Source organism: Paenibacillus polymyxa (assembly GCF_018614975.1).
GTDB lineage: Bacteria > Bacillota > Bacilli > Paenibacillales > Paenibacillaceae > Paenibacillus > Paenibacillus polymyxa_E.
On record NZ_JAGGNR010000021.1, the window covers coordinates 149750 to 175792 of the forward strand.

The following is a 26043-nucleotide window of genomic DNA, read 5'->3' on the forward strand; positions in this document are numbered from 1 at the left end:
AGTTAGATCATGAAAATAATGAAACAACATATTTTGTTTGACCTTGATGATACACTCGTATATTGCAACAAATATTTCAACCTGATTTTGGGAGAATTCTTTGAGAATATGCAAGAGTGGTTTGATGGACATTCTCTGACAACACAAGAGATTCGGGAAAAACAGCTGGAGATCGATGTAACCGGAGTGAACAAGCTTGGTTTTGCAAGTCATCATTTCCCGCAATCCCTCATTGATACCTATCGTTACTTCTCCGGAAAGTTCAACAGATTAACTTCTCCCAGAGAAGAGTCCTATCTGAGCAAGTTGGGCATGAGTGTGTACGATCAGGAGGTTGAACCCTACCCTCATATGGTTGAAACGCTTGAGAACCTCAAAGGTGCGGGACATTCCCTCTACTTATATACCGGCGGCGAAACCGTGATTCAGCAGCGCAAGATTGATCAGATGAAACTCTCGGCTTATTTTGATGATCGAATCTATATCCGACAACACAAAAACGTCGAGGCACTGGAAGGCATTCTGTCTAACGGTCCGTTTGATCGTCGTGCAACATGGATGATCGGTAACTCACTGCGAACAGATATTATGCCCGCGGTAAAAGCCGGAATTCACAGCATATATATCAAACAGCCAAATGAATGGCAATACAACATCGTAGAACTTCAGCCTAATCCGGAAACGTCGATGTATACCATCACTGCACTGGAAGAGGTACCAAAAGTCATACACGAAAATATACAACAGCAGCAACAGAAAAGGACCCTTCGATAAGGGTCCTTTTACTTTATGATGACTAAGATCAAGCATCCTGTTTCTCACCAGATAACTTGCCTGTTACCACGTCTTGCAAAATAATACGTGCTTTCACCGTACTCCCGTCTTTTCGTTTGAACGACAGTACCTGGGTACTCCCCTTCTCAATCAGCGATTTTAACATCGTACTGGTGATTTTCTTGCCCGCATACTCTTTCCAAATTACAAATGAACAGCCTTCCTTGAAACGTGAGCATCCATAACCTTTCTTGCCCTCTATAATCTGACCTGTGCATCCTGGAGAAGGACAGGGGGCCAGTAACTCTCTCACTCCGGATGAGCTCGCAGTTGAAGATGGCGCCTTCGTGGTCGTGCTTTTCCCACTGCCTGCTCTGGACGAAGATGCCGAAGTCTGACGGGACGTTTTTACAGCGGAACCGCCACTAGCTGTCTTGGCAGATGGCCTTGTATTGCCGGCCTGGGTCTTGGCTCTTTTACCTTTCCCCCTGCCTGCCCGTGAATCCTCTCCAAAAGCATCTGCTGGGGCTGGGGCTTGTACACGCACTTTCTCAATGATGGACAAGGTGAATTTCTTGACGTTCTCCATGAACTTATCCTGACCCGCCTCACCTTTGGAAATCTGATATAACCTTCTTTCCCATTGCCCGGTCATCTCAGGTGAAGTTAAAAGATCCACACCCGCACGGCGAATCAACTCAATAGCTGTTCTGCCTTTGAGCGTTAACTGCATTTTTTTCCCTTGCAGCGTAATGTAACCTACGTTTTTGAGGCGTTCAATTGTAGCCGCACGTGTAGCCGGAGTACCCAAACCACTATCTTTCATCGCGTCTCGCAGCTCTTCATTCTCGATCTGCTTGCCTGCACTCTCCATCGCTTTCAGCAATGTTCCCTCGGTATAACTTTTGGGAGGCTGGGTCGCCTTCTCCTTGAACTCACTCTTCGTACATTGAACAGGCAATTCAGGTTGTACAGCAAAAGCCTTGTCCGTCCACTCTTCAGCTTCCTCTTCCTCATTGCCGTTTTTCTTGGTCTTCTTCTTGCCTGCACCGCCCTGTTCCTGATCTCCAGAACCGAGAACCACTTTCCATCCGAGGGACAACAGCTCTTTGACAGATGTCTTAAACTGATATTTCTCCACTTCGGTGAGCACGGTATGTTGCTTATACTCCGCCGGAGGATAAAAGTGAGACAAGAAACGTCTTACAATCAAATCATAGATATTCTGCTCATCCTTGGATAAGGTACCTGGTCGCTTCAAAGTAGGTAAGATCGCATGGTGATCCTCAACCCTGCTCGGATTACATACCCCTTTATTATTCTTATGAACAAGCTCTGGCTTGGCCCCTTGCGCAAGCTCACTATAGGTACCATTTTTAAGCAGGTTTAGCGTTTTGTGCATACCTTCGATATTCTGTTCTGTAACATAGTTGGAGTTCGTCCGCGGATACGAAATTACCTTGTGTTTTTCATACAAGGCCTGCGCGATATCCAGTGTTTTTTTGGCACCATATCCAAACTTGGCATTGGCTTCACGCTGTAAAAGGGTCAGGTCATACAAACGATACGGATACTCCTTCGTCTGCTTTGCTTCGTATTTGGTAATCTGCCCTGTCTTTCCCTTCACACTGGCTGCAATGGCCTCTGCTGCCTCCGCATCGGTCAACTTATCTCCCTGACGCAGTCCCCGGTACTCGACACCTTCCTGCCGAAACCAGGCGGCTACTTCATAAAAGGTCTGTGACTGGAACGCTTCAATCTCGATTTCCCGATCGTAGATTAGCGCGAGTACCGGCGTCTGCACACGGCCTACAGACAACAATGCATTATGGCGGGTTGTAAACGCCCGTGAGGCATTCATGCCGATCAGCCAATCGGCTTCACTTCTGGCGCGAGCAGCATGGGTCAAATTTTCAAATTCAGATGCATCCTTCAGACCATCAAAACCACGTCTAATGCTCTCTGCCGTCAAATCCGATATCCATAAACGCTTTACAGGCTGACGCAGCTTCAATTGCTGTTGTATGAGGGCGAAGATGTACTGACCTTCTCTCCCTGCATCGCAAGCATTAACGATCGCTGAAGCCCGTTTTGCCAATTCTCCAATTATTTTGAGCTGATCTTTTGTTCTCGGATTGGGTACAATCTTGAACTGATCGGGTATGATCGGCAGGTCCGCTATATTCCAGCGCTTGTACTTCGTATCATAGGCATCCGGTTCAGCCAGTCCAAGCAAATGCCCAATCGCCCAAGTGATGATGTAATGCTCACCCTCCAGATACGTGCGATTGTTCTTGGCCTTTGGTTCTATGACGGCGGCAATGGTTCGACCCATGTCGGGTTTTTCCGCTATAACCAGTGTCTTCATCCGTCCATCTCTCCTCCTTCACCGTCCGCATGACGGCAAAAAGGGGCATTCCGCCGACGGAAGCCCCTTGCTTCTGAAACTCATTATATCAGATTTTGAATTCGGGAGCACCTTCCCGAAATGAATTATCCTGCTGCCTGTTCTTTTAATACATGCTTTTTTCTGCACTCTTTGCATACACCCTGGAAATCCAGACGATGATCCGTAACAGCAAAGCCATACTGACGCTCGATTTGTTGTTCCAAACGTAGCAGACCATCTTCCATAATCTCTTCCACTTTACCACATTCTGTACAGATCAAATGATGGTGATGATGGGAACCGTCTGTACTTCGCAGATCAAAACGCGCAGCACCGTCCCCAAAGTTAATTTTTTCAACGACCTGAAGGTCACTCAGCAGTTCGAGAGTCCGGTATACGGTAGCCAATCCAATCTCAGGGAACTGCTCCTTAACCAGCAGAAAAACTTCCTCTGCGCTAAAATGATCCTTTTCATGTTCAAGCAATACACGTACAGTTACTTCCCGTTGTTGTGTTAACTTATATCCTTTTTCAACCAATTGATTTTTAATGTGAAAGATCTGTTCTGAAATAGACTTGTCCCGGTTACTTGCCATAGCAGGTCGCACCTCCGGTTTATATTCATTAGATTTTACTTTTGTCGTTCTGATTGTTGGTTTCAGTGAATCCTTATTTATAATCATTATAATATAATAATAAATCTTTATCGCTTAAAAAGCAATGATATTGCTCACACTTAAATGAAATATGTAGTCAAATTAGTTGAAATAACAACAAACAACCCTCGCTGATCGCGAAGGTTGTCATTGATATCTTGTTCTATACTTTTACACCAGAACCGAAGCACCCATCAAGTATTTGTCCACTTCACGAGCAGCCTCACGGCCTTCATTAATCGCCCATACAACCAAGCTTTGACCACGACGCATGTCACCTGCTGCAAATACTTTATCCACATTGGTGTTGTATTTGCCGTAACGTGCCTTAACGTTTGTGCGACGATCTGTTGCAAGTCCCAGTTGCTCTACCAACGTTTGTTCCGGTCCATCAAAACCAATGGCAATCATAGCCATCTGAGCCGGGAATACACGCTCTGTACCTGGGATAGGCTGATAAATTTTGCGTCCCGTCTCCTCATCCACAATACGTTCGATTTGCACCGTGTGTAATTCTTTGAGGTTTCCTTCTTCGTCACCTACAAATTTCGTTGTCATAATGGAGAACTCACGCGGATCTTGACCAAACAACGCTTTGGCTTCCTCTTGTGCATAATCAAGTGTGTATACGTTCGGGAATTGAGGCCAAGGGTTGTTAATGCGATCACGCTCCATAGGCGCTTGTGTATGCGTACCGAATTGAGTGATGGTACGACAACCATGCCGCAGCGATGTAGCTACACAGTCAGATCCTGTATCGCCGCCACCAATAACGATAATATCTTTATCTTTAGCGGACAGGTATTGACCATCTTCCAGATTGGAGTCCAGATAACTCTTAATACTGCCATTCAGGAAATCCATGGCATAATGAACGCCTTTCAAGTCGCTGCCTTCAATATTAAATTCACGCGGCTTCGTTGCACCACCGCACAATACAACAGCGTCATATTCATCCACCAGTTGTTGTGCTGCAATATCTTTACCAATCTCGGTGTTCGTGATGAACTGAATGCCTTCTGCTTCGAGCAGATCAACACGACGTTGAACTACCTTTTTATCCAATTTCATCGTCGGGATACCGTACATCAGCAATCCGCCGACACGGTCCGAACGCTCATATACCGTTACCAAGTGTCCTGCTTTATTCAACTGAGCCGCAGTAGCTAATCCCGCTGGACCTGAACCTACCACAGCTACACGTTTACCCGTACGTTTTTCAGGAGGTTGGGGAACCACCCATCCTTCTTCGAAACCTTTTTCAATAATTGCTTCTTCAATCGTTTTGATGGTTACAGGCTGACCGATTAAGCCAACTGTACATGATCCTTCGCAAGGAGCTGGACAGACGCGACCTGTAAACTCTGGGAAATTATTCGTTTTGTGAAGGCGCTCAAGTGCTTCTCTCCACAGTCCGCGATATACAAGATTATTCCATTCTGGAATCAGGTTATGCACGGGGCAACCTGACGTGCCGCCAATCATATCTATACCTGTATGGCAATACGGGGTACCACAATCCATGCATCGTGCACCTTGTGTTCTGAGCTCTTCTTCAGCCATATGTTTATGAAACTCTTCCCAATCCTTAATCCGCTCCGCTGGCTCACGATCTGCTGGCAGTTGACGTTTGTATTCCATAAATCCAGTAGGTGTAGACATCTTACGTTTTCCCCCATCCGTTCTTGTCTTAATCCCTTCATGTGCATGGTTCTATATGAAATGGATTACTCATTACTTGAGTTTTTGTCTATTGTATCACAAAATCTTCTCGAAGATATTTCAATTATAGTAGCATTTACTGCGCTGAATATTAAATGGATTATCCGCATAATTATTTGTATTTTATACATCATATCTTTCAAGTCTACCCATGGTCAATACCCTTATTTTGGTGTTAAATGTGGTTTTGAACTGCGAAATCTGGTGTGTGTTAAAGAAACAAAAGGTCGAAACGTTAAGTAAGTGTCAGATAATTTGTCATAAAATCCAACATTTTTTGCTATAAATCGTTCTCATTTCCGAATATCAGACCTGTTTTAGGGCTTCACAACGTTAAAACCTCAAAACTTTTACACTTTTTTACTGTTTAATGTTTGGTCGTATGTATAATATACATAAATACCAATTACTCATGTTATATTAATGTTATATGTATTCCAGTTTAAACAAGTGACTTATTTTTTTTATAAAGTAAAGACGCTGTTCACGAATATTTCGCAATCAGCGCCTCTCATCATACAAGTTCGACCGAAGTCAAGATTTTCTTATGCCATGTTTACCGTTTACGTTCGTAAAATTCGAATGTATACGCATGAACATTTTTTTCATCCTGTTCGCCTTCAATCTGTTCAATCAGTTCCCATTCGGACCAATCCACTTCAGGGAAAAACGTATCTCCCTCAAAATTTTCATGAATTTTGGTCACCACAAGACGATCAGCAAGGGGCAAGAACTCACGATACACTTGGGACCCCCCAATTACGCACAGTTCCTCACCTTTGGTTACACTCAGACCCTCCTCAATCGTATGCACGATTTCAGCCTGTTCCACCTTGTAGTTCAGATCTCTTGTCACTACGATATTACGGCGCTTAGGAAGCGGCTTACCACCAAAAGATTCCCACGTGTTACGCCCCATAATAATCGTTTTGTTTAACGTACGTTGTTTGAAAAAAGCCATATCCTTGGGTAAACGCCATGGAATCGAATTATTCAATCCGATCACACCGTTCTCCCCCATCGCCCATACCAATTCAATACTCAAGGGTAATACACTCCTTCAATCCAAGTCTCTTATCGAGATTGAACACATAATTAGACTGCAATTGGAGCTTTAATGCCCGGATGATGCTGATAGTTCTCGAATTCGAAATCTTCAAACTTATAATCAAAAATAGAATCCGGCTTACGCTTGATTACCAGTTTAGGTAAAGCATAAGGTTCACGCTCCAGCTGAATTTTAACTTGATCAACATGGTTGGAGTAAATATGGACATCCCCTCCAGACCAGATGAAATCACCCACCTCAAGATCACATTGCTGGGCGATCATATGAGTCAAGAGCGCATAACTCGCGATGTTGAACGGTAACCCGAGGAACGTATCCACGGAACGCATCGTAAGCATACATGATAATTTACCCTCTGCAACGTAAAACTGAAACGCAAAATGGCAAGGTGGAAGCTTCATATTATTGATCTCAGCCACATTCCATGCGCTGACAAGGTGACGACGTGAATCCGGATTATTTTTGATCGAATCAATGACTGCGGCGATCTGATCAATTTTTTCTCCGTTTGGTGCTTCCCATGTGCGCCACTGCGATCCATATACCGGTCCGAGATCCCCATTTTCGTCCGCCCAGTCGTCCCAAATCTTCACACCGTTTTCTTTCAAATAAGATATATTGGTATCGCCACTCAAAAACCACAACAGTTCATGAATAACCGATTTGAGATGAATTCGTTTGGTTGTTACCAGCGGAAATCCTTCGGAGAGATCATAACGGAGCTGTCTGCCAAATACAGATTGTGTTCCTGTTCCCGTACGGTCTCCTTTATGCACACCGTTGTTCAGAATATCCTGTAATAAATCGAGATAGTTTTTCATGTTGATATCCCCTCGCACTTTTTTCTAAATACATAGACGTGATTGGCTTAGAGCCACATCATGACTGATCATTACTACAGTGTACCACAATTGAGTTGTTGGATAAAATCAATTCACTGAAACTTATGAGCGTGTAACTTTTCATCATATCACATACACGAGTACCTTAAATTTCTCGGCTTTTGCTCAGAAAAAAGAGACGAATAACGCGTTAACGTCATTCGTCTCTTCTGATATACGTATAATGCCGGACGGATCCGAAACTTAGATGATCTTAACGGGAGATGATGTGGATCGGGTGACCCATAACCAATTCCGCAGCTTCCATCACGATTTCGCCCAAAGTTGGGTGAGCGTGAATTGTGAGAGCCAGATCTTCCAAAGTTGCGCCCATCTCAATTGCCAAACCAAGCTCAGCAATCAAGTTGGAAGCTTCCAGACCTACGATTTGGCAACCCAATACAAGGCCGCTTTCTTCGTCAGCTACAATTTTCACGAAGCCTTCAGCGTGGTTCAAAGATACAGCACGGCCGTTACCCGCATAAGGGAACTTGCCTGCTTTTACTTTGTAACCTTTTTCTTTAGCTTCTTTTTCAGTGTAACCTACGCTGGAACACTCTGGATCTGTGAACACAACAGCTGGCATACATTTGTAGTCAACTACAGATGGTTGTCCTGCGATTGCTTCAGCGGCCACTTTACCTTCATAAGAAGCTTTGTGTGCCAGAGCCAGACCAGATACGATATCACCGATAGCAAAGATGTGAGGAATGCTGGTACGACCTTGGTGGTCAACTTTGACAAATCCACGCTCGTCAACGTCAACACCGATCATGTCGAGACCAAGTTCTCCATCCGTGTTTGGACGACGTCCAACAGTTACCAGCAGGTAATCTGCAGTTACTTCTTTGGACTCACCATTTACAGAGTACTTAACAGTTACATCTTTATCCGTTTGCTCAGCACTTTCAGCTTTTGCACCCGTTACGATTTCGATGCCTGTTTTCTTCATGTTTTTAGCCACAAGGCTAGTCATGTCTTTATCGAAACCTGGCAGTACTGTATCCAAACCTTCGATGATTGTTACTTTTGCACCGAATTTGGAGTACATTTGACCAAGCTCAGCACCGATATAACCGCCACCGATAACGATCATGCTTTTTGGTACTTCAGGCAAGTTCAGAGCTTCTGTCGAAGACAGAATGCGTCCGCCAAACGGGAAAGGTTTCAGTTCGATTGGACGGGAACCTGTTGCAATAATTGCATTTTTAAATTTGTAACGTGGAGACTCGTGATCATTGAATACACGAGCTTCGTTTTCGTTGATGAACATGCACTCACCGTTGAAAACTTCAACTTTGTTGCCTTTGAGCAAACCAGCTACGCCGCCAGTCATTTTCTTAACAACGCCGTTTTTGAACTCTTGAGTTTTGCTGAAGTCCACTTTTACGTTCTCAGCAGAGATACCAAAAGCTTCACCGTGAAGTGCAGACTCATATTGGTGTGCAGCAGAGATCAGGGCTTTGGATGGAATACATCCACGGTTCAAACAAACACCGCCCAGTTCGGATTTGTCTACGATCAATACGCTTTGGCCCAGTTGAGCAGCGCGGATGGCAGCTACATAGCCGCCAGGACCCGCACCAATTACTAATGTGTCGATATTGAGAGAAGCGTCGCCTACTACCATATCTTACACCTCCATAACAAGCAGCTCAGGGTTAGCGAGCAGCTGTTTAATGTAATTCATAAAGTTTTGTGCTGTTGCGCCATCGATGATACGGTGGTCAAAGCTCAGGGAAAGAGCCATTACAGGTGCTGCAACTACTTCGCCGTTTTTGATCACTGCTTTTTCGCTGATGCGTCCTGTTCCGAGAATAGCAACTTCAGGGAAGTTGATGATTGGAGTGAAGAACATACCGCCAGCAGAACCGATGTTACTGATGGAGATTGTGCTTCCTCTCATTTCATTCGCGCTCAATTTGCCCTCACGACCACGAGCAGCTAGATCACGGATAGAATCAGCAATCATCCAGATGGATTTACGATCAGCATCTTTGATAACAGGAACGATCAAGCCGTTGTCTGTATCTGTAGCAATACCGATGTTGTAGTATTTTTTGTAAACAATTTCGTTAGCTTCTTCATCAATCATAGCGTTCAGAGCCGGGAATTGGCGGGAAGCCGCAACCAGTGCTTTAACGATGAATGGCAGATAAGTAACTTTTGTTCCTTTTTTCTCTGCAATTGGTTTCATGCGTGTACGGAAAGCAACCAATTCAGTTACGTCCACTTCGTCCATGATTGTAACGTGAGGTGCTGTGTAAGCCGATTTAACCATTGCATTAGAGATCGCTTTACGGATACCTTTGAATGGTACGCGCTCTTCTTCAAGGTATTGATCAGTTGCAGCCGCTGCTGGTGCTGCGGATTTTTTCTCTTCTTGAGCCGGAGCTTCGGAAGATGCCGCTGCGGAAGAACCGCCACCGTTTTTGAAGGATTCAACATCTTCTTTGGTTACTTTACCGTTGTTGCCAGTGCCGTTAACCTGTGCGATGTCTACACCTTGTTCGCGAGCAAATTTACGCACGCTTGGTGTTGCCAGAACGTCTTTGGCAGGTACTGCCGGAACGCTGTTGTTGCCGCCTTCTTTAGCTGCATCCGTGCTGGAAGCTGCTGCAGAAGAACCGCTAGTATCAGCTCCGCCTTGAGCTGCATCTTTCTCTTGATCGCCTTGATCGCCAGCAGGAGCGTCGTCTTGCTCAGGAAGTTCGCCTTCTGCATCGATGATCGCTACAACTTCACCAACGTGGCAGATTTGACCGTCTTTAGCGAATACTTCTGTAACTGTTCCGTTAACCGGACAAGGTACTTCTACAACCGCTTTGTCGTTCTGTACTTCCATGATGATGTCGTCGTCAGTTACTTTGTCACCGACTTTGATGTGCATCTTGATGATTTCGCCTTCGTGCAGGCCTTCGCCCAATTCAGGGAATTTATATTCAAATTTAGCCAACTGAAAAACCTCCTTGATTATGTGCTCAATCCTGAAAACAACCCTTAACTCCAAGAAACAACTGTTACTGCTAATGCAAATAACTGTTACTCAAGGGGCTAATGGCTGTTTACAGTGCAGCTTGCGCTGCGGTGTGAATCACCATACTGCGCCTTGCGGCATGTCAGATGATTAAATTAGAAATTCACGACTTTGTTAACCGCAGCAACGATACGCGCCGGGTTAGGCAGCCATGTATCTTCGATTTGTGCAAATGGATATACAGTGTCCGGACCAGCTACACGCAGAACCGGTGCTTCCAAGTGCAGGATTGCTTTTTCATTGATTTGTGCAATGACTTCAGCTGCAACACCTGCGCTCTTTTGAGCTTCCTGTACAACAATTGCACGGTTTGTTTTCTTAATAGAAGCAACGATGGTATCGATGTCGATCGGGCTAACCGTACGAAGGTCGATAACTTCAACTTTGATTCCTTGTTTTTCGAGTTCATCTGCTGCTTTCACAGAAGTGTGAACCATCATACCGTAAGTAATGATCGTTACATCGGAACCTTCACGAACAACGTTCGCTTTACCCAACTCAACAACGTAATCTTCTTCAGGCACTTCTGCACGGAAAGCATGGTACAAGTTCAAGTGCTCCATGAAGAATACAGGGTCGTTATCGCGAATCGAAGCGATCATTAGACCTTTTGCATCATAAGGGTTAGAAGGAACAACGACTTTGATACCTGGTGTTTGCGTGAGCAGACCTTCCAGGGAATCTGTATGCAATTCTGCCGCTTTTACGCCGCCACCGAATGGTGTACGGAATACGATTGGAGAATTGTATTTTCCACCGGAGCGGAAACGCATACGAGCAGCTTGCACTACCATTTGGTCAAGGGCTTCGAAGATAAAACCAACGAATTGGATCTCAGCAACCGGACGGAAGCCTTGTACACCCAGACCTACAGCCAGACCACCAATAGCGGACTCAGCCAGTGGTGTATCAAATACACGCTCTTCGCCAAACTCTTTTTGCAGACCTTCCGTTACACGGAAAACGCCGCCTACATTACCTACGTCTTCACCGAAAAGCAGAACGTTAGGATCACGTTTCAACTCCACGCGAAGCGCATCACGGATTGCTTCTTTCATGTTCATTTGTGCCATTTGCTTCATTTCCTCCTTAAACATTGACAGTTCACATTTGAATTATTACATGTATACCGGGACATTAAAGTCGCGGATGTTTATGCTTTATCGGAAAAAACTTATTGGAAATCAGCTTTTTGCTCTTCCAAGTGCTTAGGCGTTTGTTCGAACATGCTGTCGATCAAGCCTGAAATCGTCATTTTCTCGGTTTTTTCCGCTTTTTTGATCTCTTCATTTACTTTAGCTTTTGCTTCTTCTTTCACACGTGCTGTATCTTCTTCAGTCCAAAGACCTTTTTTCTCCAGATATTTAGCGAAACGTGCAATAGGATCTTTAGCAGACCATTCTGCCTCTTCTTCTTTTGTACGATACTTGGAAGCATCATCCGAAAGGGAGTGAGGACGGAAACGGTAAGTTACTGCTTCAATCAATGTTGCGCCTTCTCCGTTACGTCCGCGCTCAGCAGCTTCCTGAACAGCTTTGATAACAGCGAAGATGTCCATACCGTCAACTTTAACACCTTTGATTCCTGCTGCTACCGCTTTGTGAGCGATGGAAAGAGCTGCAGTTTGTTTAGCAAAAGGAGTTGTGATAGCATAGCCATTGTTTTGTACAAAGAAGATAACAGGCAGTTTGTATACACCAGCGTAGTTCAGGCCTTCATAGAAGTCACCTTCAGAAGAACCGCCATCACCTGTGTACGTGATAACAACTTGTTTTTGTTTCTTCAATTTGTAACCCATAGCGATACCCATTGCGTGCAAAATTTGTGCACCAATGATGATTTGTGGCATCAATACATTAACGCCATCTGGAATTTGTCCACCATGTTGGTGTCCACGGGAGTACAAGAATGCTTGATAAAGAGGAAGTCCATGCCATACGAGTTGCGGAATGTCACGATAGCCAGGACATACAAAGTCTTCTTTTTCAATTGCAAATTCACTACCAACCATTGTAGCTTCTTGACCAGATACTGGAGCGTAGAAACCAAGACGACCTTGACGGCCCAGGTTTACTGCACGGTCATCCCAAGTACGGGTAAATACCATGCGGTACATAATTTCTTTTAATTGATCATCGGAAAGTGTAGGCATCATGTCTTTGTTAACAATTTCGCCGTCAGGAGACAGCACGGACAGAGCTTCTACATCCTCTGTATACACTTCATAAGGAACCTTGCTCATTTTTTTCTTCACCTCAACAAAAAATTTGAATATCAAGTTCCGCTGTTATAATATTATTATACACCTGTTTCACTCCATACGTCAAAGAAATCCGTAATTTTTTTATGTTTCCTGCCGGATTGTATGTATAACAGGGGCTTAATATTGGTATAACAGCATAATACATGATTGCGTGTTTGACCTAACCCCGCACAAGGGTAATCTTACCGTATTGCGCGGTCGAATGCAAAAATTAACCGAGAAAGGTGACATTTTATGACGGATTCCCGCTATTTGAAACGCACGATTGTGAAGGAAGAGATTGAAAGTCGCTATCTCGGAGAGAAGCGAACGCTCCGTATTTACCTTCCTCCGGGTTATAACGAATTGCTTAGCTACCCTGTCGTTTATTGTCAGGATGGCGAAGAATTTTTTAATTTCGGACGAATTGCTACAACAGCTAACCAAATTATTCTGGACGAAGGAGCCGAACCTTTTATTATTGTAGGGGTTCAGGTCGATGTGTCTGTGAGAACGCAGGAATATGCCCCATTTGGAGATCGGTTCAAGGCATATACCACTTGCTTCGCTGAAGAGATTATTCCCTATATAGAAGAGAAATATCCTGTGCGCCGTTCTCCGCAGGAACGCATTCTTGCCGGAGACTCGCTCGGTGGCAGTGTTTCGCTTCATCTTGCTCTGTTATATCCGGATCTGTTCACACGTGTGATCAGCATGTCAGGCGCCTTCTACTCTGCTTCACAGGAAATCTATGCTGCAGCTGAAGATCTGTCTTGGCTCTCGATCTGGATGATCGTTGGTTTGCAGGAGACTGATTTCGAGGCAGACACCGGTACGTATGATTTTGTTCAATTAAACCGGGATACTCGAGAATTGCTGGAAAAACGTGGTGCCCTCGTCTCCTACCAGGAGAAAGACGGAAAACACCAATGGGGTTTTTGGCAGAAGGAATTGCCCGAAGCATTACTTTATTTTCTCCAAGAAAGATAAAAGGACCACATTAACAGGCGGCTGAAATGCCGCTATTGTTCTTCACTTTAATGATACCGCTTACAATTGTAACCTGAAAAAGAAGCAAGATATCCTGCTTGCTTTAAGTGCTCTAATCCTGCTTCTTTTTCGAATTACAAGTTAAGCATGAATTTCGTTTACTTTTTAGGCTAAGGAATGTTCCGCTTCAATCTTACTCAACAGAACATCGCAGCCTGCGTTAACCAGCTCGTACACCTCTTCAAAATTGCCTGTGTGATATGGGTCAGGTACTTCTCTGAGTTTTTCCTCGGGAAGCATGTCCATGAACTTGATGATGTCCGCCTCAGCTCCGCCTGGAACGTTGCGCACATGATCTGCATTGGAATTGTCCATACACACAATGTAATGAAATTGAGTAAAGTCTTCGCTGGCGAATTGTCTCGCTGCCATGTTGGCATAAGAAATCTGGTACGAATCCAGCAATTTCCGAGTCCCTTCATGCGGAGGTTTACCAACATGCCAGTTCCCTGTACCCGCAGAGTCCACACGAATCTGGTGTTCAAGCCCCTTCTCCAGGACTTTGTGACGCAGAACAGCTTCAGCCATTGGTGATCTACATATATTGCCCAGACATACAAACAAAACATTAATCATATTAATCCCCCTTACTTAACGTACCTTGAAGTACCGACGATATTGGCTGTGTCACAATGCTCTCCGGCTGAGGACTGACGTTCCCGGTCTCAGATGGCACCAACGAACGACGTGGCAGTTTCCATTTATAATGTACAGAACACATCCGGAAGAACACAACGGCCGCGAAACAAAATAATAATCCAGCATTCGTTGTTAACCAACCCATACCTATAACAAAACCGGCTGTCATTGCCCATACAGCATAGATTTCGTCACGCAATACAAGCGGTTTACGTCCAGCAAGCACATCACGAATAACGCCTCCTCCAATACCGGTCATTACTGCTGCAACGATAACTGCGCTAATGGGATGTCCCATGTTCGCCGCGTACAGCGCCCCTTGAATTGCAAATGCTGCGAGTCCGATTGCATCAAACAACGCCTCTGTTCGCTTCCAGTGACTAATCCACTTGAGAGGTAATATAAACGCAATCGCTACAGATACTAACGCTAACATAATAAGTGATCCCTGACTCCACAGTGTCGTTACAGGTATTCCTATAAGTACATTCCGGATAATCCCGCCTCCGAATGCCGTGACAAGTCCAAGCACCAGTACACCCAGAATGTCATACTCCTCTTCCATTGCCACGAAGGCACCGGACATTGCAAATGCGATAGTGCCTATAATACTGAATACTTCAAAAATGTGTAAGTCCAACCTGTTCAAACCTCACTTTTCAAGTCATCTCCATGTCGCTCTACCCATTGTATCCGCGAGCACTGAAATTGTGCAACCACATTTTGTGGATTATACTGGTTTGGTGAATATATTTGTACATGTTCCAACACCATATTTGGACTAGAGCTATTTTTCTCTGAATTAGGAAGGATGAAATAAAATGACGGCGAAACGGATTGTTATTGTTACAGGCGGAAACTTATCTGTAGAATTACTTCAGGAAATACGAGAAGATGATATGATCATCGCGGCCGATCGCGGTGCATTATTTTTAATTGAACACGGCATACAACCTCACATTGCAGTTGGAGACTTCGACTCCATTACTGAAGAGGAACGTACTATTGTAAGCAACAATAGCATTCGGTTCATTACGTGTGACCCTGTTCATAAGGATCTTACTGATACAGAAATGGCTTTTGAGACAGCGCTAGATTACGAACCATCTCACATCTTAATGTTAGGTGCTACAGGTACACGTATGGATCACACACTCGCCAATGTACATATCATGGTTCGCGCGATGCAGCATCATATCTCCTGTGCCATTCAGGACAAGCACAATTACATGACACTGACCACATCCAAAGCTGTGGTTGAGCACCGGGACTATAAATATGTTTCTCTGCTCCCCTTGACTCATGAAGTTGCAGGAATAACTCTGGATGGTTTTATGTATCCGCTAGATCAAGCCACCATCCGCATGGGACAATCCTTGGGTGTAAGCAACCAGCTCTTAGGCTCCTCCGGTACAGTCACTATCGATAGCGGCTTATTACTGATTATTCAGAGCAAAGATTGAATCTATTTGATTGCTTTATAGTTATTTATTACGTTTTTGTAACCAGTGATTTCGATAAGAAAATAGGTTCACACATCATAAAGACCCTTGAATATCAAGGGTCTTTTCTATTTCATTTTAGTTTATCATTCGTCAATGATTAATTTTTTGACATTTTTAATCATATTTTAATAAACATACCCAAACCGCTGTGGCGCAAGGGGTTACACTTCCCTATCCAATTTCTAGGCTGTTACAAAGCTGTTATACTCGCTCTAGCAACTTAACGAAAACGAATTTTGGAGGTACTAACTAACATGAAAACAAACATCTTTGTCCAAAAGGCCGTAACCGTCGGGTTGTGCGCTACACTAGGTTTTGGAGCTGTATTAATGACTAACGCACCTGTTGCACAGGCAGCAACTGCTTCTGTATCCACAGGTCAACAGATTGTTAACTATGGTAAACAATTTACTGGAACTCCATATAAATTTGGTGCTTCAACATCAACAACCAAAGTTTTTGACTGCTCTTCTTTTATGAAATATATTTTCAAAAAGTATGGTGTAGATTTGCCGCGCACTTCCGTGAAACAATCCAAAGAAGGTAAAGCTGTGTCTAAAGCTAATCTGCGTGTCGGAGATCTGGTATTCTTCTCCAGTGGTAGCCGTTCTACCGGTTCCAATGTCACTCACGTAGGCGTTTATGCGGGAAATGGTAAGATTCTGCATACGTATGGATCTCCAGGCGTAACCCTCTCTGATCTGGACTCTGGTACTTGGAAGAGAACGTATGTTAAAGCTCGTCGTGTACTGTAGATTCACATCATAGCTAATCAGTAAAGACCGGAGGTTATTATCCGGTCTTTTATTTTTACCCTCTTTTTGCCACACTCTAAACTGGTGATTCATGGAACTAACTTCGTAATCTAATTTTTATCATGAAGCATATAACCGATCCCACGTACAGTATGAATCAGTTTCACACTTCTTCCCTTATCCACCTTAACCCTCAGATGTTTGATATAAACATCGACAACGTTGGTATCCATCGCATACTCATATCCCCATACTTCCCGCAAAATATCACTCCGGGTACATGCTTCATTCACATGTAGGGCCAGGAATTCCAGCAATTCATACTCTTTTGGCGTTAATGTCAGGTATTCACCCGCACGATTTACCCGTCTTGAACGCAAATTCACTTTAAGATCATGAACTACAATTACTTCCTCACCCTCTGGTGTTGCATTCGCAAAAACACGCAATAAATTTCGTATTCTGGCAAGCATCACGGTCAAGTGGATAGGTTCCTCCATCACGTCATTAGCTCCATAATCCAGCCATTCCACGATGAACTGAGGAGATGCATCTGAAGTAATAACCAGTAGAGGTATAACTTTATATTTATTTATCCATCGTTTTAACGCTAATTTCTGATCCTGGCCACAATGTTTCGTTCCCTCTTCCCGGTCTACCAGGATGATCAGGTTAATATGCAGCAACGAAGGCTCGATGGATTGGTTTAGTTCGGACCACTCCATTCGTTGTACCTCGTATCCTTCGTTACATAAAATATCCTGAATAAGGCTGACCTGCTCTCCTGCTCCAATCAGCAAAATGGCTGTTCTCATTCTTCTTCACCCGGCCTGTCTCTATCCCCACTGCTCGCAGCAATGGTTGATACAGATAGCATGCCGTAAAATGAAAAAGTCCATTCCCTCAAGGGAACAGACTTTGCTTCTTTCTTGCTTTAACCAAAGTAGCGATGGACGAGCGTACGTGCTTCAGCTGTGTCTTTTGTTCCATGTACGAGGACACGGCCATCTTGGAAAATGACCATTCTATGGACTCCTGTTGTAAAAGAAACCAGAAACGGATTGGATTCCACTTTCCCTTCTTGAAGTCTATCCAGACGTTCCGCTGTATGTTGAAGATCCAGATTCATGCGCCTTGCAGGTCGGATCTGAACGGTGTCCCTGCCACACAACACATCGGTTTTCTCCAGATTGGACGCAGAAAGATATGGATACGTTGCCGAAGTGCCGCAGGAAGGACAGTCTTGCTTTTTCGCACCATCCACATTGATGGATATGTATTCGTTCCTCCACACGTCAAATGACAATAACTTACGTCTCAATGCATTTGCATTACCACTAAGTAACTTCATCGCTTCTGCTGTCTGATTTGCCGTTACCATCTGTACGGCTTGAGGTATGATGCCAGATGTATCACAGGTATCTCCACCCAGTGGGACTTCACCCAGCAAACAATTTAAGCATGGCGTATCTCCAGGTATAAACGTATAGGTAATGCCGTAACTACCCACGCATCCACCATAAATCCAGGGAATACGGTGTTTCTGTGCCATATCATTCATAAGTAGTCGGGTATCAAAGTTATCCGTTGCATCCATGATCAAGTCTGTATGCTGAACGAGTTCTTCCAACTCTTCTACTCTGACGTCCAACACTTTCCCTTCCACATGAACCGTGGAATTAATAGCAGATAAACGTTTTTCCGCTGCCATCGCCTTCGGCATCCGCTCTATCGCGTCCTGCTCTACATATAATTGCTGTCGCTGCAGGTTACTCCACTCCACATAATCACGATCCACAATCGTTAAGTGTCCGACTCCTGAACGAACTAACGTTTCTGCAATTCCTGTTCCGAGTGCGCCAGCGCCTACAATTAAAACTCTGCTGCCCTTTAATCTGGCCTGGCCTTCCTTGCCCAGTGGCGCATAACGTTCCTGTCTGGAATAACGATCGGCCTGCTCGGAAGATGTTAATTGATCTGTCATGTATGAACCATTCCTTCCACCGGACTACTGGCTGCTGCATAACGCTTTACGGGAATCATGCCTGCCTCATATGCCAACCTACCCGCTTCTACCCCCAATCGCATCGCTTTAGCCATGCTCACTGGATCCCCTGATCCGGATACGGCTGTATTTAACAAAACGCCATCAGCACCAAGTTCCATCGCATAAGCAGCATCTTTTGGGGAGCGCAATCCTGCATCCACAATTACAGGTACAACAGCCTGCTCAATGATGATCTCAAGGTTATAGGGATTGATGATGCCTCTGCCAGCTCCGATGGGAGAAGCGCCAGGCATTACAGCATGTACGCCAAGCAATTGTAGCCTTTTGGCCAGAATGACATCATCCGAAATATAAGGCAATACCGTGAAGCCCTTTTCAAGCAAAATTTCGCAAGCCTTGTACGTTTCAATCGGATCTGGGAGTAACGTAATTCCATCTCCGATGACTTCGACTTTTATCATATCACAAAGTCCTGAAGCCCGCGCAAGCTCGGCAATCCGCACCGCCTCTTCCGCAGTAGAAGCCCCTGCCGTATTCGGAAGAAGTGTGTATTTATCCAGATCCAACATATCCAGGAAATGCTTCTGGTTACGTTCCTCCAGATTCAGACGACGAACAGCAAAGGTTAAAACTTCCGTTTCAGATGCTTCCACAGCCTGACTTTGCGCATCCAGATCCGAAAACTTGCCTGTTCCAAGCAACAATCTGGACTCAAACGTATATTTACCAATATTCAACATCATCAACCGCCTCCTACAAAATGTACAATCTCGATTCGATCGCCTTCTCTTAATGCAGTCGTTTCATGATACTCACGGGTTAAAATATGCCTGTTCAGCTCAACAACTACAGTCTTGACTTGCAGGTCAAAAGATTGGAGCAATTTATCCACACGATTCAATCTGTCTTCAATCTCCATCCGTTGACCATTAACGATGATATTCACTGCACCACTTCCTTTCTGTTCAATCGCTCAGGGCTCAGCGCCTCAATTCCGAGTTCTTCTGAGCTTTTGCCAGCGAGCAACTCAGCGATAAGCCTACCTGTTATCGCACTAAGCAAGATACCGTTGCGGTAATGCCCAAAGGCGGCGAACAGCCCGGGTATACTCTTGCAAGCACCTATATAAGGCAGTCCATCTGGAGTTGCCGGTCTCACGCCTGCCCACGCTCGTACAAATTGCGCTTCTTTCATCCCAGGCACCCAGTGGGTAGCCGCTGTTAGCAGCTTCTGAACACCCTGTACAGAAACGTTCAAATCCGTTCTGCCTGGCAGACTGGTTGCACCGAGCCAAACTTCGCCATTGGCTTTGGGAACAATATAGATATCCTCTGCATACACCGTTCTGTCAGGTCTGTACCCTGCATGTTCATCTGAGAACTGAACAGCGGCTATTTCACCTTTTACAGACCACACAGGCAAGCTCAGATTCACATGTCTCATCAACTCTTCACTCTGTAATCCAGCCGCTATAATGACATGTTTGCATTTCATCTCGCCGATCGATGTGGTAATCCCCTGCACGCCGTGTTCGTTTGCTTGCACACGTATATCCTGTATATCCTCTATAACCCGCGCTCCCAATGCTTGAGCGGATTCGGCGTATGCCTTCGTTAGATGGATTGGAAGAATCTCACTCTCGTAAGGTCTGTAGTAAGCTCCATACGTATCTCTGTTAAGCCATGATGCCTCCTGTTGCACAGTGGAACGATCCCACCATACCTCATCAGCAGAAGTAGACGACGCAGACTTCCGATTGTCCTTATAACTACTTAATTCACTGTATGATCGAAAAGGGGTTAGGAATCCATGGCGTTGCAGGCCAACCTCTACCCCGCTGAGAGTAGCCATTAACACTTGTTGCTCGATAAGTAACTGTCTACTCTGCCTGGCAAGCTTAGCCATCAAAGGATGAGCAAAATCCTCACTATCTGCCGCCAGCATTCCAGCCGCCGCGCAAGAAGTGCCTCCAGCAATAGCCAAACGCTCCAGCAACAATACATCCTGTCCACGAGAAGCAAGCTCATATGCAATGGCACAACCAATAACGCCTCCGCCTACAATAATCGTTTCTGCATGAATCTTATCCGGTCTATCAGTAACGATCTCTTTCATCCTCTCATCTCCTTAATTCAGCGGCTCAGACTTTCTGTAGCAACGATAGCCTGCCTTAATGATGCAGCAGCCCGATCCGGGGAATCGCTCGCCCATACATTCGAGATTACGGCGACTCCCTGTGCGCCTGCAGAGCGAATCGCATGAATGTTTTCCGGTTCGATGCCCCCAATCGCCATGACAGGAATGGAGACACCAGAGCACACTTCAGCCAGGGCATATAATCCTCTTGGTTCAAGATCAGGCTTACTGTTGGTTGAATAGACATGTCCGAAGAAAAGGTAATCGGCTCCCCGTTCTTCAGCGATTTTTGCCTCATCGATTGAATGAACAGATACACCCAGACGAAGTCGCTGCGTTTTGCTTATGACAGCAGGGTTGTAGTTGCGTATAGCTTCTTGCCCCCAATGTACACCTCCATAGATGTCATTCTTTGAAGGCAGCTCTGAACTATTGATAACGATGCGACAAGATGGAACGCCAATGCTACGCAGACTTTCAGCCCAACCGATCTTGTCTTGCCATGTGAGTTGTTTTTCTCGTATGTGAATATAGTCCACCCATGGCAAAACGTTCTTTGCAGCTTTTACAAAAGATGCTTGATCCCCTGTACCCGTAGATACAACATGCAGTTCAAATGATCCGTGTACACTTTCATGAGAAATTACCGTACTTTTCATCTCCTTCCATGCGTGAATGCTATGAAAACACAAAAAAGCCACTCCCGTAGGGGAGTGGCTGCGTATTAATTATAGGACCAGATGACTGACTGATACATACAGTTCAATTCGTGCAATACAGCTATAGAACTTGTAGCCATAACTTATACACGGAACTGCATGTTTCAATTCGCTAAGCAGACGGTTGAGATCCTTTTGAGTTGCCGTTTGCTCACGTCATTCACTGAAACGCGCTCGCCACTTCCCTACGCTGGTATGATCCAGATCAGGTGCAAAGGGTCCGGAATCGCATTCTTCCATCTCAGCCGCATCGTGCGGCCCCCCTAGTGTTCATATGAAGTTGTAGCCTATATTACCATAGACGGATTTTTTTGTCACCGTTCATTTCTATTAAGCGTTGCTTGAATTGTCTAGTTTTTCTCAGACCATTCTTCGACATTCCATGTCTTGGTGACCCAACCCTCGTAAAAATCAGGTTCATGAGATACCAGTAACACCGTTCCCTTGAATTCTTGCAAAGCACGCTGCAACTCCGCTTTGGCTGTGACATCGAGATGGTTTGTCGGCTCATCGAATAGAATCCAGTTGCTTTCACGCATCAAGAGCTTGCATAAACGAACCTTGGCTTGCTCTCCACCACTCAGCATGTTAAGCGGACGGGTAATGTGCTCATTTTTCAAACCGCAGCGAGCGAGATGACCCCGGACCTCATTCTGGGTCAAATGTGAAAACTCATTCCAGACATCCTCAATCGGCGTGATATTTCCAGCACGAACTTCCTGCTCAAAATAGGCCGTTTCGAGATAATCTCCCAAAAAGGTCTTTCCACTGAGTGGAGATATTTTGCCCAGAATGGTTTTCAGCAGTGTCGATTTACCCACACCATTACAGCCTACGATGGCAATTTTCTCACCGCGTTCGATCGTCATTGTCATTTTGGGAAGCAAAGGATACGTGTATCCAATTTCAAAATCAATGCCCTCAAAGACCGTTTTGCTACTCGCCCGGGCATCCTTGAATTTGAACGTTGGTTTGGCAGCTTCATCTGGACGGTCAATACGTTCAATCTTGTCCAGTTGTTTCTCCCGGCTCTTCGCACGACCTGAAGTTGAAGCCCGCGCCTTGTTACGCTGAATGAAATCTTCCTGCTTCTTGATGTACTCTTGTTGTTTCTCGTACGCATCAATATGCTGGGCTTTATTCATATCAGCCATCTCCAGGAACTTGTTATAGTTCGCTGCATATCTCGTTAATTTGGCAAATTCCAAATGATAAATGACATTTACGACTTCGTTCATGAATTCCGTGTCATGGGATATTAAAAGGAACGCGTGCGGGTAATCTTTTAGATAACGTGACAACCATTCAATGTGTTCTACATCCAGATAGTTGGTCGGCTCATCTAACAAAAGAGCTGTAGGTTTCTCGAGTAGAAGCTTGGCGAGAAGCACCTTTGTGCGTTGACCACCACTTAGAGATGCGACATCCCGATCAAGACCAATTGCGGACAAACCAAGACCATTGGCCATCTCTTCCACTTTTACGTCAATCAGATAAAAGTCGCCCTGCTCCAGTTGTTCCTGAATATCGCCCATCTCTTCAAGCAACTGCTCCAACTTATCCGGATCTGCATCTGCCATCTGGTCTGTAATATTCATCATTTCTTTTTCCAATTCAAGCAACGGAAGAAATGCATCCTTAAGCACGTCACGAATGGTTTTGCCTGGCGTAAGCTTTGTGTGCTGATCCAAATATCCATAACGGACCTTAGGTGTCCATTCCACTTTTCCACTGTCTTTAAGCAATTTACCGGTAAGGATGTTCATTAATGTGGATTTACCCACTCCATTGGCACCAACAAGTCCTACGCGCTCTCCGGCAAGTAAACGAAACGATACATTTTTAAATAACGTGCGATCTCCAAAATTGTGACTCACGTTCTCTACTGACAATAAACTCATAAGATGAGGTTGCTCCTATCTATTAGACATTACTTTTATTATGGTTCCGAAACCCTATTCTAGCACAGGTCTCGTCTTTTCTGAAAGTAATGTAAACAGTTCAGGAACTCCTTCCATGATTTTGTCATACACGCACGCTAACGATTAGAGCAGTTATATTCGAAATAGCCTTGGGCAGCTGCTTGTCTTGCGTCTGTGAACACCTCTTCGGCACGGTAACCATTACCACATGTGGAGGGATAATAGTACCTGATACCTGATAAAGGATCTACTCCACCTACGATGGCCGTTTTCTTCACGAGTCTGCCTCCACCAATCGCATAATTGTTGATCTTCTGATCCCCCACACCTATACCTTGGATAAAGGCCATAATCCCTGTATCGTTAATGGAGTTGTACCAATCTTCCTGCTCAATCAGAGGCATCGTAAATGTATAGGAAATACCGTTCTTTCTGGCAAACTCATTATGGCGGTTAATCACATCAGCCAGATTATCCTGCACAGTAGTCACAATCCGACTTCGTCTAACTTGTTCAAATACGCTGGTATCCTGAAGTAAAGGAATCTGTGTGGTTGAAGCCAGTTCTTTTTGAAAGCCCTCCACCCATCTCCCTGCGCTTGCGTCATAGGCATAGACGTAGTCGTCCAGTGTAAAGTTAATACTGTTACCGTATGAATCTGAATATGTATAAGGTTTCTTGGGACTCCATACTTGCCTGAAAGAATCTTCAAGGTGACCCGTCATCTCTGTTTCTTTGGAAAACATATAATAGCCATCGTAATCCAGAATAACTACGGCAGGAATGTAATTAAACATGTTTCGAATAGATGCGGAATCATCCTGAATGCCCATATTCAAAGCCATCGTCTGCGTAAATGTCAGTAAGGCAAGATCTTTGTCCGCTTTAACAAACTTGGTTGAATCATAACCTGCTTCATCATTTTGTTTCTCATTCTGATGCATCACTGCACCTGCATCCATGACTGCGGTTTGAAGTGCAGATCTGTATCGATGACCAAGATATTGAGCCTCTTCGGCATCTTGGGTATGGAGTGAGATGATCCAGAAGAGCGGGAAGAAGATCAGCACGAATACAATGGATAACTCAGTAATCTTCATTGAGGACCATACCTCCGTATGTGACAAATACCGCTGAAGCCTGAGCCGTACCACTCAACCATTCACGAATGAGCATGGAAGGTGTACGATTTGTATTTTGGAGCGTCACGGTGAAAAAATCCCCTGTCGTCAACGTATATCTTCGGCCAGGATCATCAGTCGGTATCACACCTGAGGACGGAAATAACCTTTCTCGAATCTGAGCTGAATAATATCCATCCTGTACAACCTCGTAAGTTCCGGTAAAACTGTTATGATCCATCGGATCTGTATAGTGAGGTACATATTTTTTATGTAAATGTTCCATCGACACCTCAAACACATTGCCCGTCTGGGCCAGTTGCTCCTCAAACTCAGCCAACATTCGAGGTGAAATATATCCTTTCGTTCGAACAGCATCGACAAAACGTGTTACATTCTGAACAGCCGTCATACGGGCTATTTCATCCTGCCGATCGGCTGTTTCAGCAGCCGGGTACACATAGAGCAGAAGGACTGCGAGCAATACGGCAAGCAGCTTGGATGCGGCATTAATCAATTCACACTGGCCTCCTTCCAAAAAACAATCTTGAGCAGTTCTCCAGTTTCATTTCGTACATACTCAGGTCTGTAGGTAGCATCGAGCTGGACAGGAATAGTCGCTGTTTTGCTGACAAGTGGATCGAGCACATAGGAAGTCCCGTCTACCTCTACAGGAATGCCTGTGCCTGTCATCTGTCTCACGGTATGCAACACTTCCGCACCACTATATTGATCCGGATTGGTGGTATGCAGTGTTGTTGTCAGCCGCCCTTCCATGCCTGCTGTTGTCTGTACTCTGTCGGTCAAGGCCGCTGACAAGATCTTAACATTCTGTTGCCCGTACAGGCAGGCTGTCACAAACAGGACAACCGCCGTACAAAACAACATAAGATGCTGGGTATTCCGGGACATGTTAAACCAACTCCTGTCAGGATTGCTGGAAGATCAGCCCTCTTACCACGTTGGATCGGTCTTTTACGATAATGGCTTTGAATTTACCGCTTGGATTGACATATTGATTGTCTTTTTCACTCATGGTCTGGTTAATAATGCCCACTTTATCGTCAGGTGCAATAACCGAGCCATAGTCCGCATTATTGAGATCCTGTGAAATGTTCAATTGATTGCCGTACCATTGACCCGCTTTATTTTTACCTGTAATAACTTGAATACCGAACTGATCCTTGTCCGCATATTTACGCAGTGCATTCGTTACCTGCGATCCACTGATGGTTGTTCCGTCATACACCGTAAATGCAGCCTGGGACAACTCGGTTTGGATATCAGCAAAATTGTTCTGGGCCGTCTTGGTTGCTTCCTGAGCCGAAATAAATAACAGAACTACAATTGTGATCAGAGCGATTGTTAAGAATATCCCCGCTGCCACCTTTAAAGCGCTTGATGCATTGTTCATGATA

General features: G+C 44.8%; 26 protein-coding genes and 1 riboswitch. Of the genes, 4 read left to right on the top strand and 22 right to left on the bottom strand.

Annotated elements, in window-relative coordinates:
• Positions 1 to 9 precede the first annotated feature (9 nt).
• Positions 10 to 774, top strand: coding sequence for an HAD family hydrolase (locus J7E78_RS18870; protein WP_215077722.1), 765 nt, complete (start codon positions 10 to 12; stop codon positions 772 to 774).
• A 28-nt stretch (positions 775 to 802) separates the two neighbouring features.
• On the opposite strand, the gene J7E78_RS18875 is transcribed toward J7E78_RS18870, so the two are convergent.
• The 9 genes from J7E78_RS18875 to pdhA all read right to left on the bottom strand — a co-directional run bounded on the left by J7E78_RS18875 (position 803) and on the right by pdhA (position 12770).
• Positions 803 to 3142, bottom strand: a complete 2340-nt coding sequence (locus tag J7E78_RS18875) for a type IA DNA topoisomerase (protein ID WP_215077723.1) — start codon at positions 3140 to 3142, stop codon at positions 803 to 805.
• 125 nt (positions 3143 to 3267) lie between these two features.
• Positions 3268 to 3759: a ferric iron uptake transcriptional regulator gene (gene fur / locus J7E78_RS18880; RefSeq protein ID WP_251035134.1), complete on the bottom strand. Its 492-nt coding sequence runs from the start codon at positions 3757 to 3759 to the stop codon at positions 3268 to 3270.
• A 231-nt stretch (positions 3760 to 3990) separates the two neighbouring features.
• Positions 3991 to 5481, bottom strand: coding sequence for a glutamate synthase subunit beta (locus tag J7E78_RS18885; protein ID WP_215077724.1), 1491 nt, complete (start codon positions 5479 to 5481; stop codon positions 3991 to 3993).
• Between the two features lie 616 nt (positions 5482 to 6097).
• On the bottom strand, positions 6098 to 6586 hold the full coding sequence (locus tag J7E78_RS18890) for a dihydrofolate reductase (protein ID WP_215077725.1): 489 nt from the start codon (positions 6584 to 6586) through the stop codon (positions 6098 to 6100).
• A 50-nt stretch (positions 6587 to 6636) separates the two neighbouring features.
• Complete coding sequence (gene thyA, locus J7E78_RS18895; protein ID WP_215077726.1) at positions 6637 to 7431, bottom strand: thymidylate synthase; 795 nt, start codon at positions 7429 to 7431, stop codon at positions 6637 to 6639.
• Between the two features lie 274 nt (positions 7432 to 7705).
• Positions 7706 to 9121, bottom strand: coding sequence for a dihydrolipoyl dehydrogenase (lpdA, locus tag J7E78_RS18900; protein WP_036613658.1), 1416 nt, complete (start codon positions 9119 to 9121; stop codon positions 7706 to 7708).
• Between the two features lie 3 nt (positions 9122 to 9124).
• Positions 9125 to 10447: a dihydrolipoamide acetyltransferase family protein gene (locus J7E78_RS18905; protein ID WP_215077727.1), complete on the bottom strand. Its 1323-nt coding sequence runs from the start codon at positions 10445 to 10447 to the stop codon at positions 9125 to 9127.
• A gap of 176 nt (positions 10448 to 10623) precedes the next feature.
• A complete protein-coding gene (locus J7E78_RS18910; protein ID WP_215077728.1) occupies positions 10624 to 11601 on the bottom strand; it encodes an alpha-ketoacid dehydrogenase subunit beta in 978 nt (325 codons plus the stop codon).
• Between the two features lie 101 nt (positions 11602 to 11702).
• The gene (pdhA, locus tag J7E78_RS18915) at positions 11703 to 12770 is read right to left on the bottom strand and encodes a pyruvate dehydrogenase (acetyl-transferring) E1 component subunit alpha (RefSeq protein WP_017688072.1); all 1068 of its coding nucleotides are present in this window, start codon (positions 12768 to 12770) and stop codon (positions 11703 to 11705) included.
• Between the two features lie 255 nt (positions 12771 to 13025).
• On the opposite strand from pdhA, the gene J7E78_RS18920 reads away from it, so the two are divergent.
• Positions 13026 to 13760 carry an alpha/beta hydrolase gene (locus J7E78_RS18920; protein WP_036613651.1) on the top strand — a complete coding sequence of 245 codons (735 nt, stop codon included), beginning with the start codon at positions 13026 to 13028 and terminating at the stop codon, positions 13758 to 13760.
• Positions 13761 to 13925: 165 nt separating this feature from the next.
• Here the strand turns inward: J7E78_RS18920 and J7E78_RS18925 are convergent, their stop codons facing one another.
• Together J7E78_RS18925 and J7E78_RS18930 are read right to left on the bottom strand one after the other, a co-directional pair.
• Entirely contained in the window at positions 13926 to 14396 is a 471-nt protein-coding gene (locus J7E78_RS18925; RefSeq protein ID WP_215077729.1) for a low molecular weight protein-tyrosine-phosphatase, read from the bottom strand.
• Between the two features lies 1 nt (position 14397).
• Positions 14398 to 15099, bottom strand: coding sequence for a trimeric intracellular cation channel family protein (locus J7E78_RS18930; protein ID WP_215077730.1), 702 nt, complete (start codon positions 15097 to 15099; stop codon positions 14398 to 14400).
• 181 nt (positions 15100 to 15280) lie between these two features.
• On the opposite strand from J7E78_RS18930, the gene J7E78_RS18935 reads away from it, so the two are divergent.
• Positions 15281 to 15922: a thiamine diphosphokinase gene (locus J7E78_RS18935; RefSeq protein ID WP_215077731.1), complete on the top strand. Its 642-nt coding sequence runs from the start codon at positions 15281 to 15283 to the stop codon at positions 15920 to 15922.
• Between the two features lie 296 nt (positions 15923 to 16218).
• Entirely contained in the window at positions 16219 to 16719 is a 501-nt protein-coding gene (locus J7E78_RS18940) for a C40 family peptidase (RefSeq protein ID WP_091029367.1), read from the top strand.
• A 110-nt stretch (positions 16720 to 16829) separates the two neighbouring features.
• On the opposite strand, the gene J7E78_RS18945 is transcribed toward J7E78_RS18940, so the two are convergent.
• The 11 genes from J7E78_RS18945 to J7E78_RS18995 form a co-directional block, all read right to left on the bottom strand.
• A complete protein-coding gene (locus tag J7E78_RS18945) occupies positions 16830 to 17534 on the bottom strand; it encodes a winged helix-turn-helix domain-containing protein (protein WP_215077732.1) in 705 nt (234 codons plus the stop codon).
• Positions 17535 to 17653: 119 nt separating this feature from the next.
• Positions 17654 to 18703: a ThiF family adenylyltransferase gene (locus tag J7E78_RS18950; protein WP_215077733.1), complete on the bottom strand. Its 1050-nt coding sequence runs from the start codon at positions 18701 to 18703 to the stop codon at positions 17654 to 17656.
• The gene (locus J7E78_RS18955; RefSeq protein WP_215077763.1) at positions 18700 to 19467 is read right to left on the bottom strand and encodes a thiazole synthase; all 768 of its coding nucleotides are present in this window, start codon (positions 19465 to 19467) and stop codon (positions 18700 to 18702) included. The genes J7E78_RS18950 and J7E78_RS18955 overlap by 4 nt, the downstream gene beginning before the upstream one ends.
• A gap of 2 nt (positions 19468 to 19469) precedes the next feature.
• On the bottom strand, positions 19470 to 19673 hold the full coding sequence (gene thiS, locus J7E78_RS18960) for a sulfur carrier protein ThiS (RefSeq protein ID WP_062834883.1): 204 nt from the start codon (positions 19671 to 19673) through the stop codon (positions 19470 to 19472).
• Complete coding sequence (gene thiO, locus J7E78_RS18965) at positions 19670 to 20842, bottom strand: glycine oxidase ThiO (protein ID WP_215077734.1); 1173 nt, start codon at positions 20840 to 20842, stop codon at positions 19670 to 19672. Before thiO ends, thiS begins: the two co-directional genes overlap by 4 nt.
• Positions 20843 to 20859: 17 nt before the next feature.
• Positions 20860 to 21522 carry a thiamine phosphate synthase gene (locus J7E78_RS18970; RefSeq protein WP_215077735.1) on the bottom strand — a complete coding sequence of 221 codons (663 nt, stop codon included), beginning with the start codon at positions 21520 to 21522 and terminating at the stop codon, positions 20860 to 20862.
• 225 nt (positions 21523 to 21747) lie between these two features.
• Positions 21748 to 21857: riboswitch (TPP riboswitch) on the bottom strand.
• 75 nt (positions 21858 to 21932) lie between these two features.
• On the bottom strand, positions 21933 to 23483 hold the full coding sequence (locus J7E78_RS18975; protein ID WP_215077736.1) for an ABC-F family ATP-binding cassette domain-containing protein: 1551 nt from the start codon (positions 23481 to 23483) through the stop codon (positions 21933 to 21935).
• Between the two features lie 137 nt (positions 23484 to 23620).
• Positions 23621 to 24604, bottom strand: coding sequence for a hypothetical protein (locus J7E78_RS18980; protein ID WP_215077737.1), 984 nt, complete (start codon positions 24602 to 24604; stop codon positions 23621 to 23623).
• Complete coding sequence (locus J7E78_RS18985; protein WP_215077738.1) at positions 24591 to 25142, bottom strand: hypothetical protein; 552 nt, start codon at positions 25140 to 25142, stop codon at positions 24591 to 24593. Before J7E78_RS18985 ends, J7E78_RS18980 begins: the two co-directional genes overlap by 14 nt.
• Positions 25139 to 25537 carry a hypothetical protein gene (locus tag J7E78_RS18990; RefSeq protein WP_215077739.1) on the bottom strand — a complete coding sequence of 133 codons (399 nt, stop codon included), beginning with the start codon at positions 25535 to 25537 and terminating at the stop codon, positions 25139 to 25141. Before J7E78_RS18990 ends, J7E78_RS18985 begins: the two co-directional genes overlap by 4 nt.
• Positions 25538 to 25553: 16 nt before the next feature.
• Positions 25554 to 26039 (bottom strand): hypothetical protein, encoded by a 486-nt coding sequence (locus J7E78_RS18995; protein ID WP_062834890.1) that lies wholly within the window; start codon positions 26037 to 26039, stop codon positions 25554 to 25556.
• Positions 26040 to 26043: the final 4 nt, after the last annotated feature.

Coding starts and splice junctions, on each gene's coding strand:
- J7E78_RS18950 (WP_215077733.1), bottom strand. CDS start 18,703: ATGACAGATCAATTAACATCTTCCGAGCAGGCCGATCGTTATTCCAGA.
- J7E78_RS18940 (WP_091029367.1), top strand. CDS start 16,219: ATGAAAACAAACATCTTTGTCCAAAAGGCCGTAACCGTCGGGTTGTGC.
- J7E78_RS18995 (WP_062834890.1), bottom strand. CDS start 26,039: ATGAACAATGCATCAAGCGCTTTAAAGGTGGCAGCGGGGATATTCTTA.
- pdhA (WP_017688072.1), bottom strand. CDS start 12,770: ATGAGCAAGGTTCCTTATGAAGTGTATACAGAGGATGTAGAAGCTCTG.
- J7E78_RS18955 (WP_215077763.1), bottom strand. CDS start 19,467: ATGTTGAATATTGGTAAATATACGTTTGAGTCCAGATTGTTGCTTGGA.
- J7E78_RS18980 (WP_215077737.1), bottom strand. CDS start 24,604: ATGAAGATTACTGAGTTATCCATTGTATTCGTGCTGATCTTCTTCCCG.
- J7E78_RS18990 (WP_215077739.1), bottom strand. CDS start 25,537: ATGTCCCGGAATACCCAGCATCTTATGTTGTTTTGTACGGCGGTTGTC.
- J7E78_RS18920 (WP_036613651.1), top strand. CDS start 13,026: ATGACGGATTCCCGCTATTTGAAACGCACGATTGTGAAGGAAGAGATT.
- J7E78_RS18910 (WP_215077728.1), bottom strand. CDS start 11,601: ATGGCACAAATGAACATGAAAGAAGCAATCCGTGATGCGCTTCGCGTG.
- thyA (WP_215077726.1), bottom strand. CDS start 7,431: ATGAAAAACTATCTCGATTTATTACAGGATATTCTGAACAACGGTGTG.
- lpdA (WP_036613658.1), bottom strand. CDS start 9,121: ATGGTAGTAGGCGACGCTTCTCTCAATATCGACACATTAGTAATTGGT.
- J7E78_RS18925 (WP_215077729.1), bottom strand. CDS start 14,396: ATGATTAATGTTTTGTTTGTATGTCTGGGCAATATATGTAGATCACCA.
- J7E78_RS18970 (WP_215077735.1), bottom strand. CDS start 21,522: ATGAAAAGTACGGTAATTTCTCATGAAAGTGTACACGGATCATTTGAA.
- thiO (WP_215077734.1), bottom strand. CDS start 20,842: ATGAAAGAGATCGTTACTGATAGACCGGATAAGATTCATGCAGAAACG.
- fur (WP_251035134.1), bottom strand. CDS start 3,759: ATGGCAAGTAACCGGGACAAGTCTATTTCAGAACAGATCTTTCACATT.
- J7E78_RS18945 (WP_215077732.1), bottom strand. CDS start 17,534: ATGAGAACAGCCATTTTGCTGATTGGAGCAGGAGAGCAGGTCAGCCTT.
- J7E78_RS18935 (WP_215077731.1), top strand. CDS start 15,281: ATGACGGCGAAACGGATTGTTATTGTTACAGGCGGAAACTTATCTGTA.
- J7E78_RS18885 (WP_215077724.1), bottom strand. CDS start 5,481: ATGTCTACACCTACTGGATTTATGGAATACAAACGTCAACTGCCAGCA.
- J7E78_RS18975 (WP_215077736.1), bottom strand. CDS start 23,483: ATGAGTTTATTGTCAGTAGAGAACGTGAGTCACAATTTTGGAGATCGC.
- J7E78_RS18875 (WP_215077723.1), bottom strand. CDS start 3,142: ATGAAGACACTGGTTATAGCGGAAAAACCCGACATGGGTCGAACCATT.
- J7E78_RS18870 (WP_215077722.1), top strand. CDS start 10: ATGAAAATAATGAAACAACATATTTTGTTTGACCTTGATGATACACTC.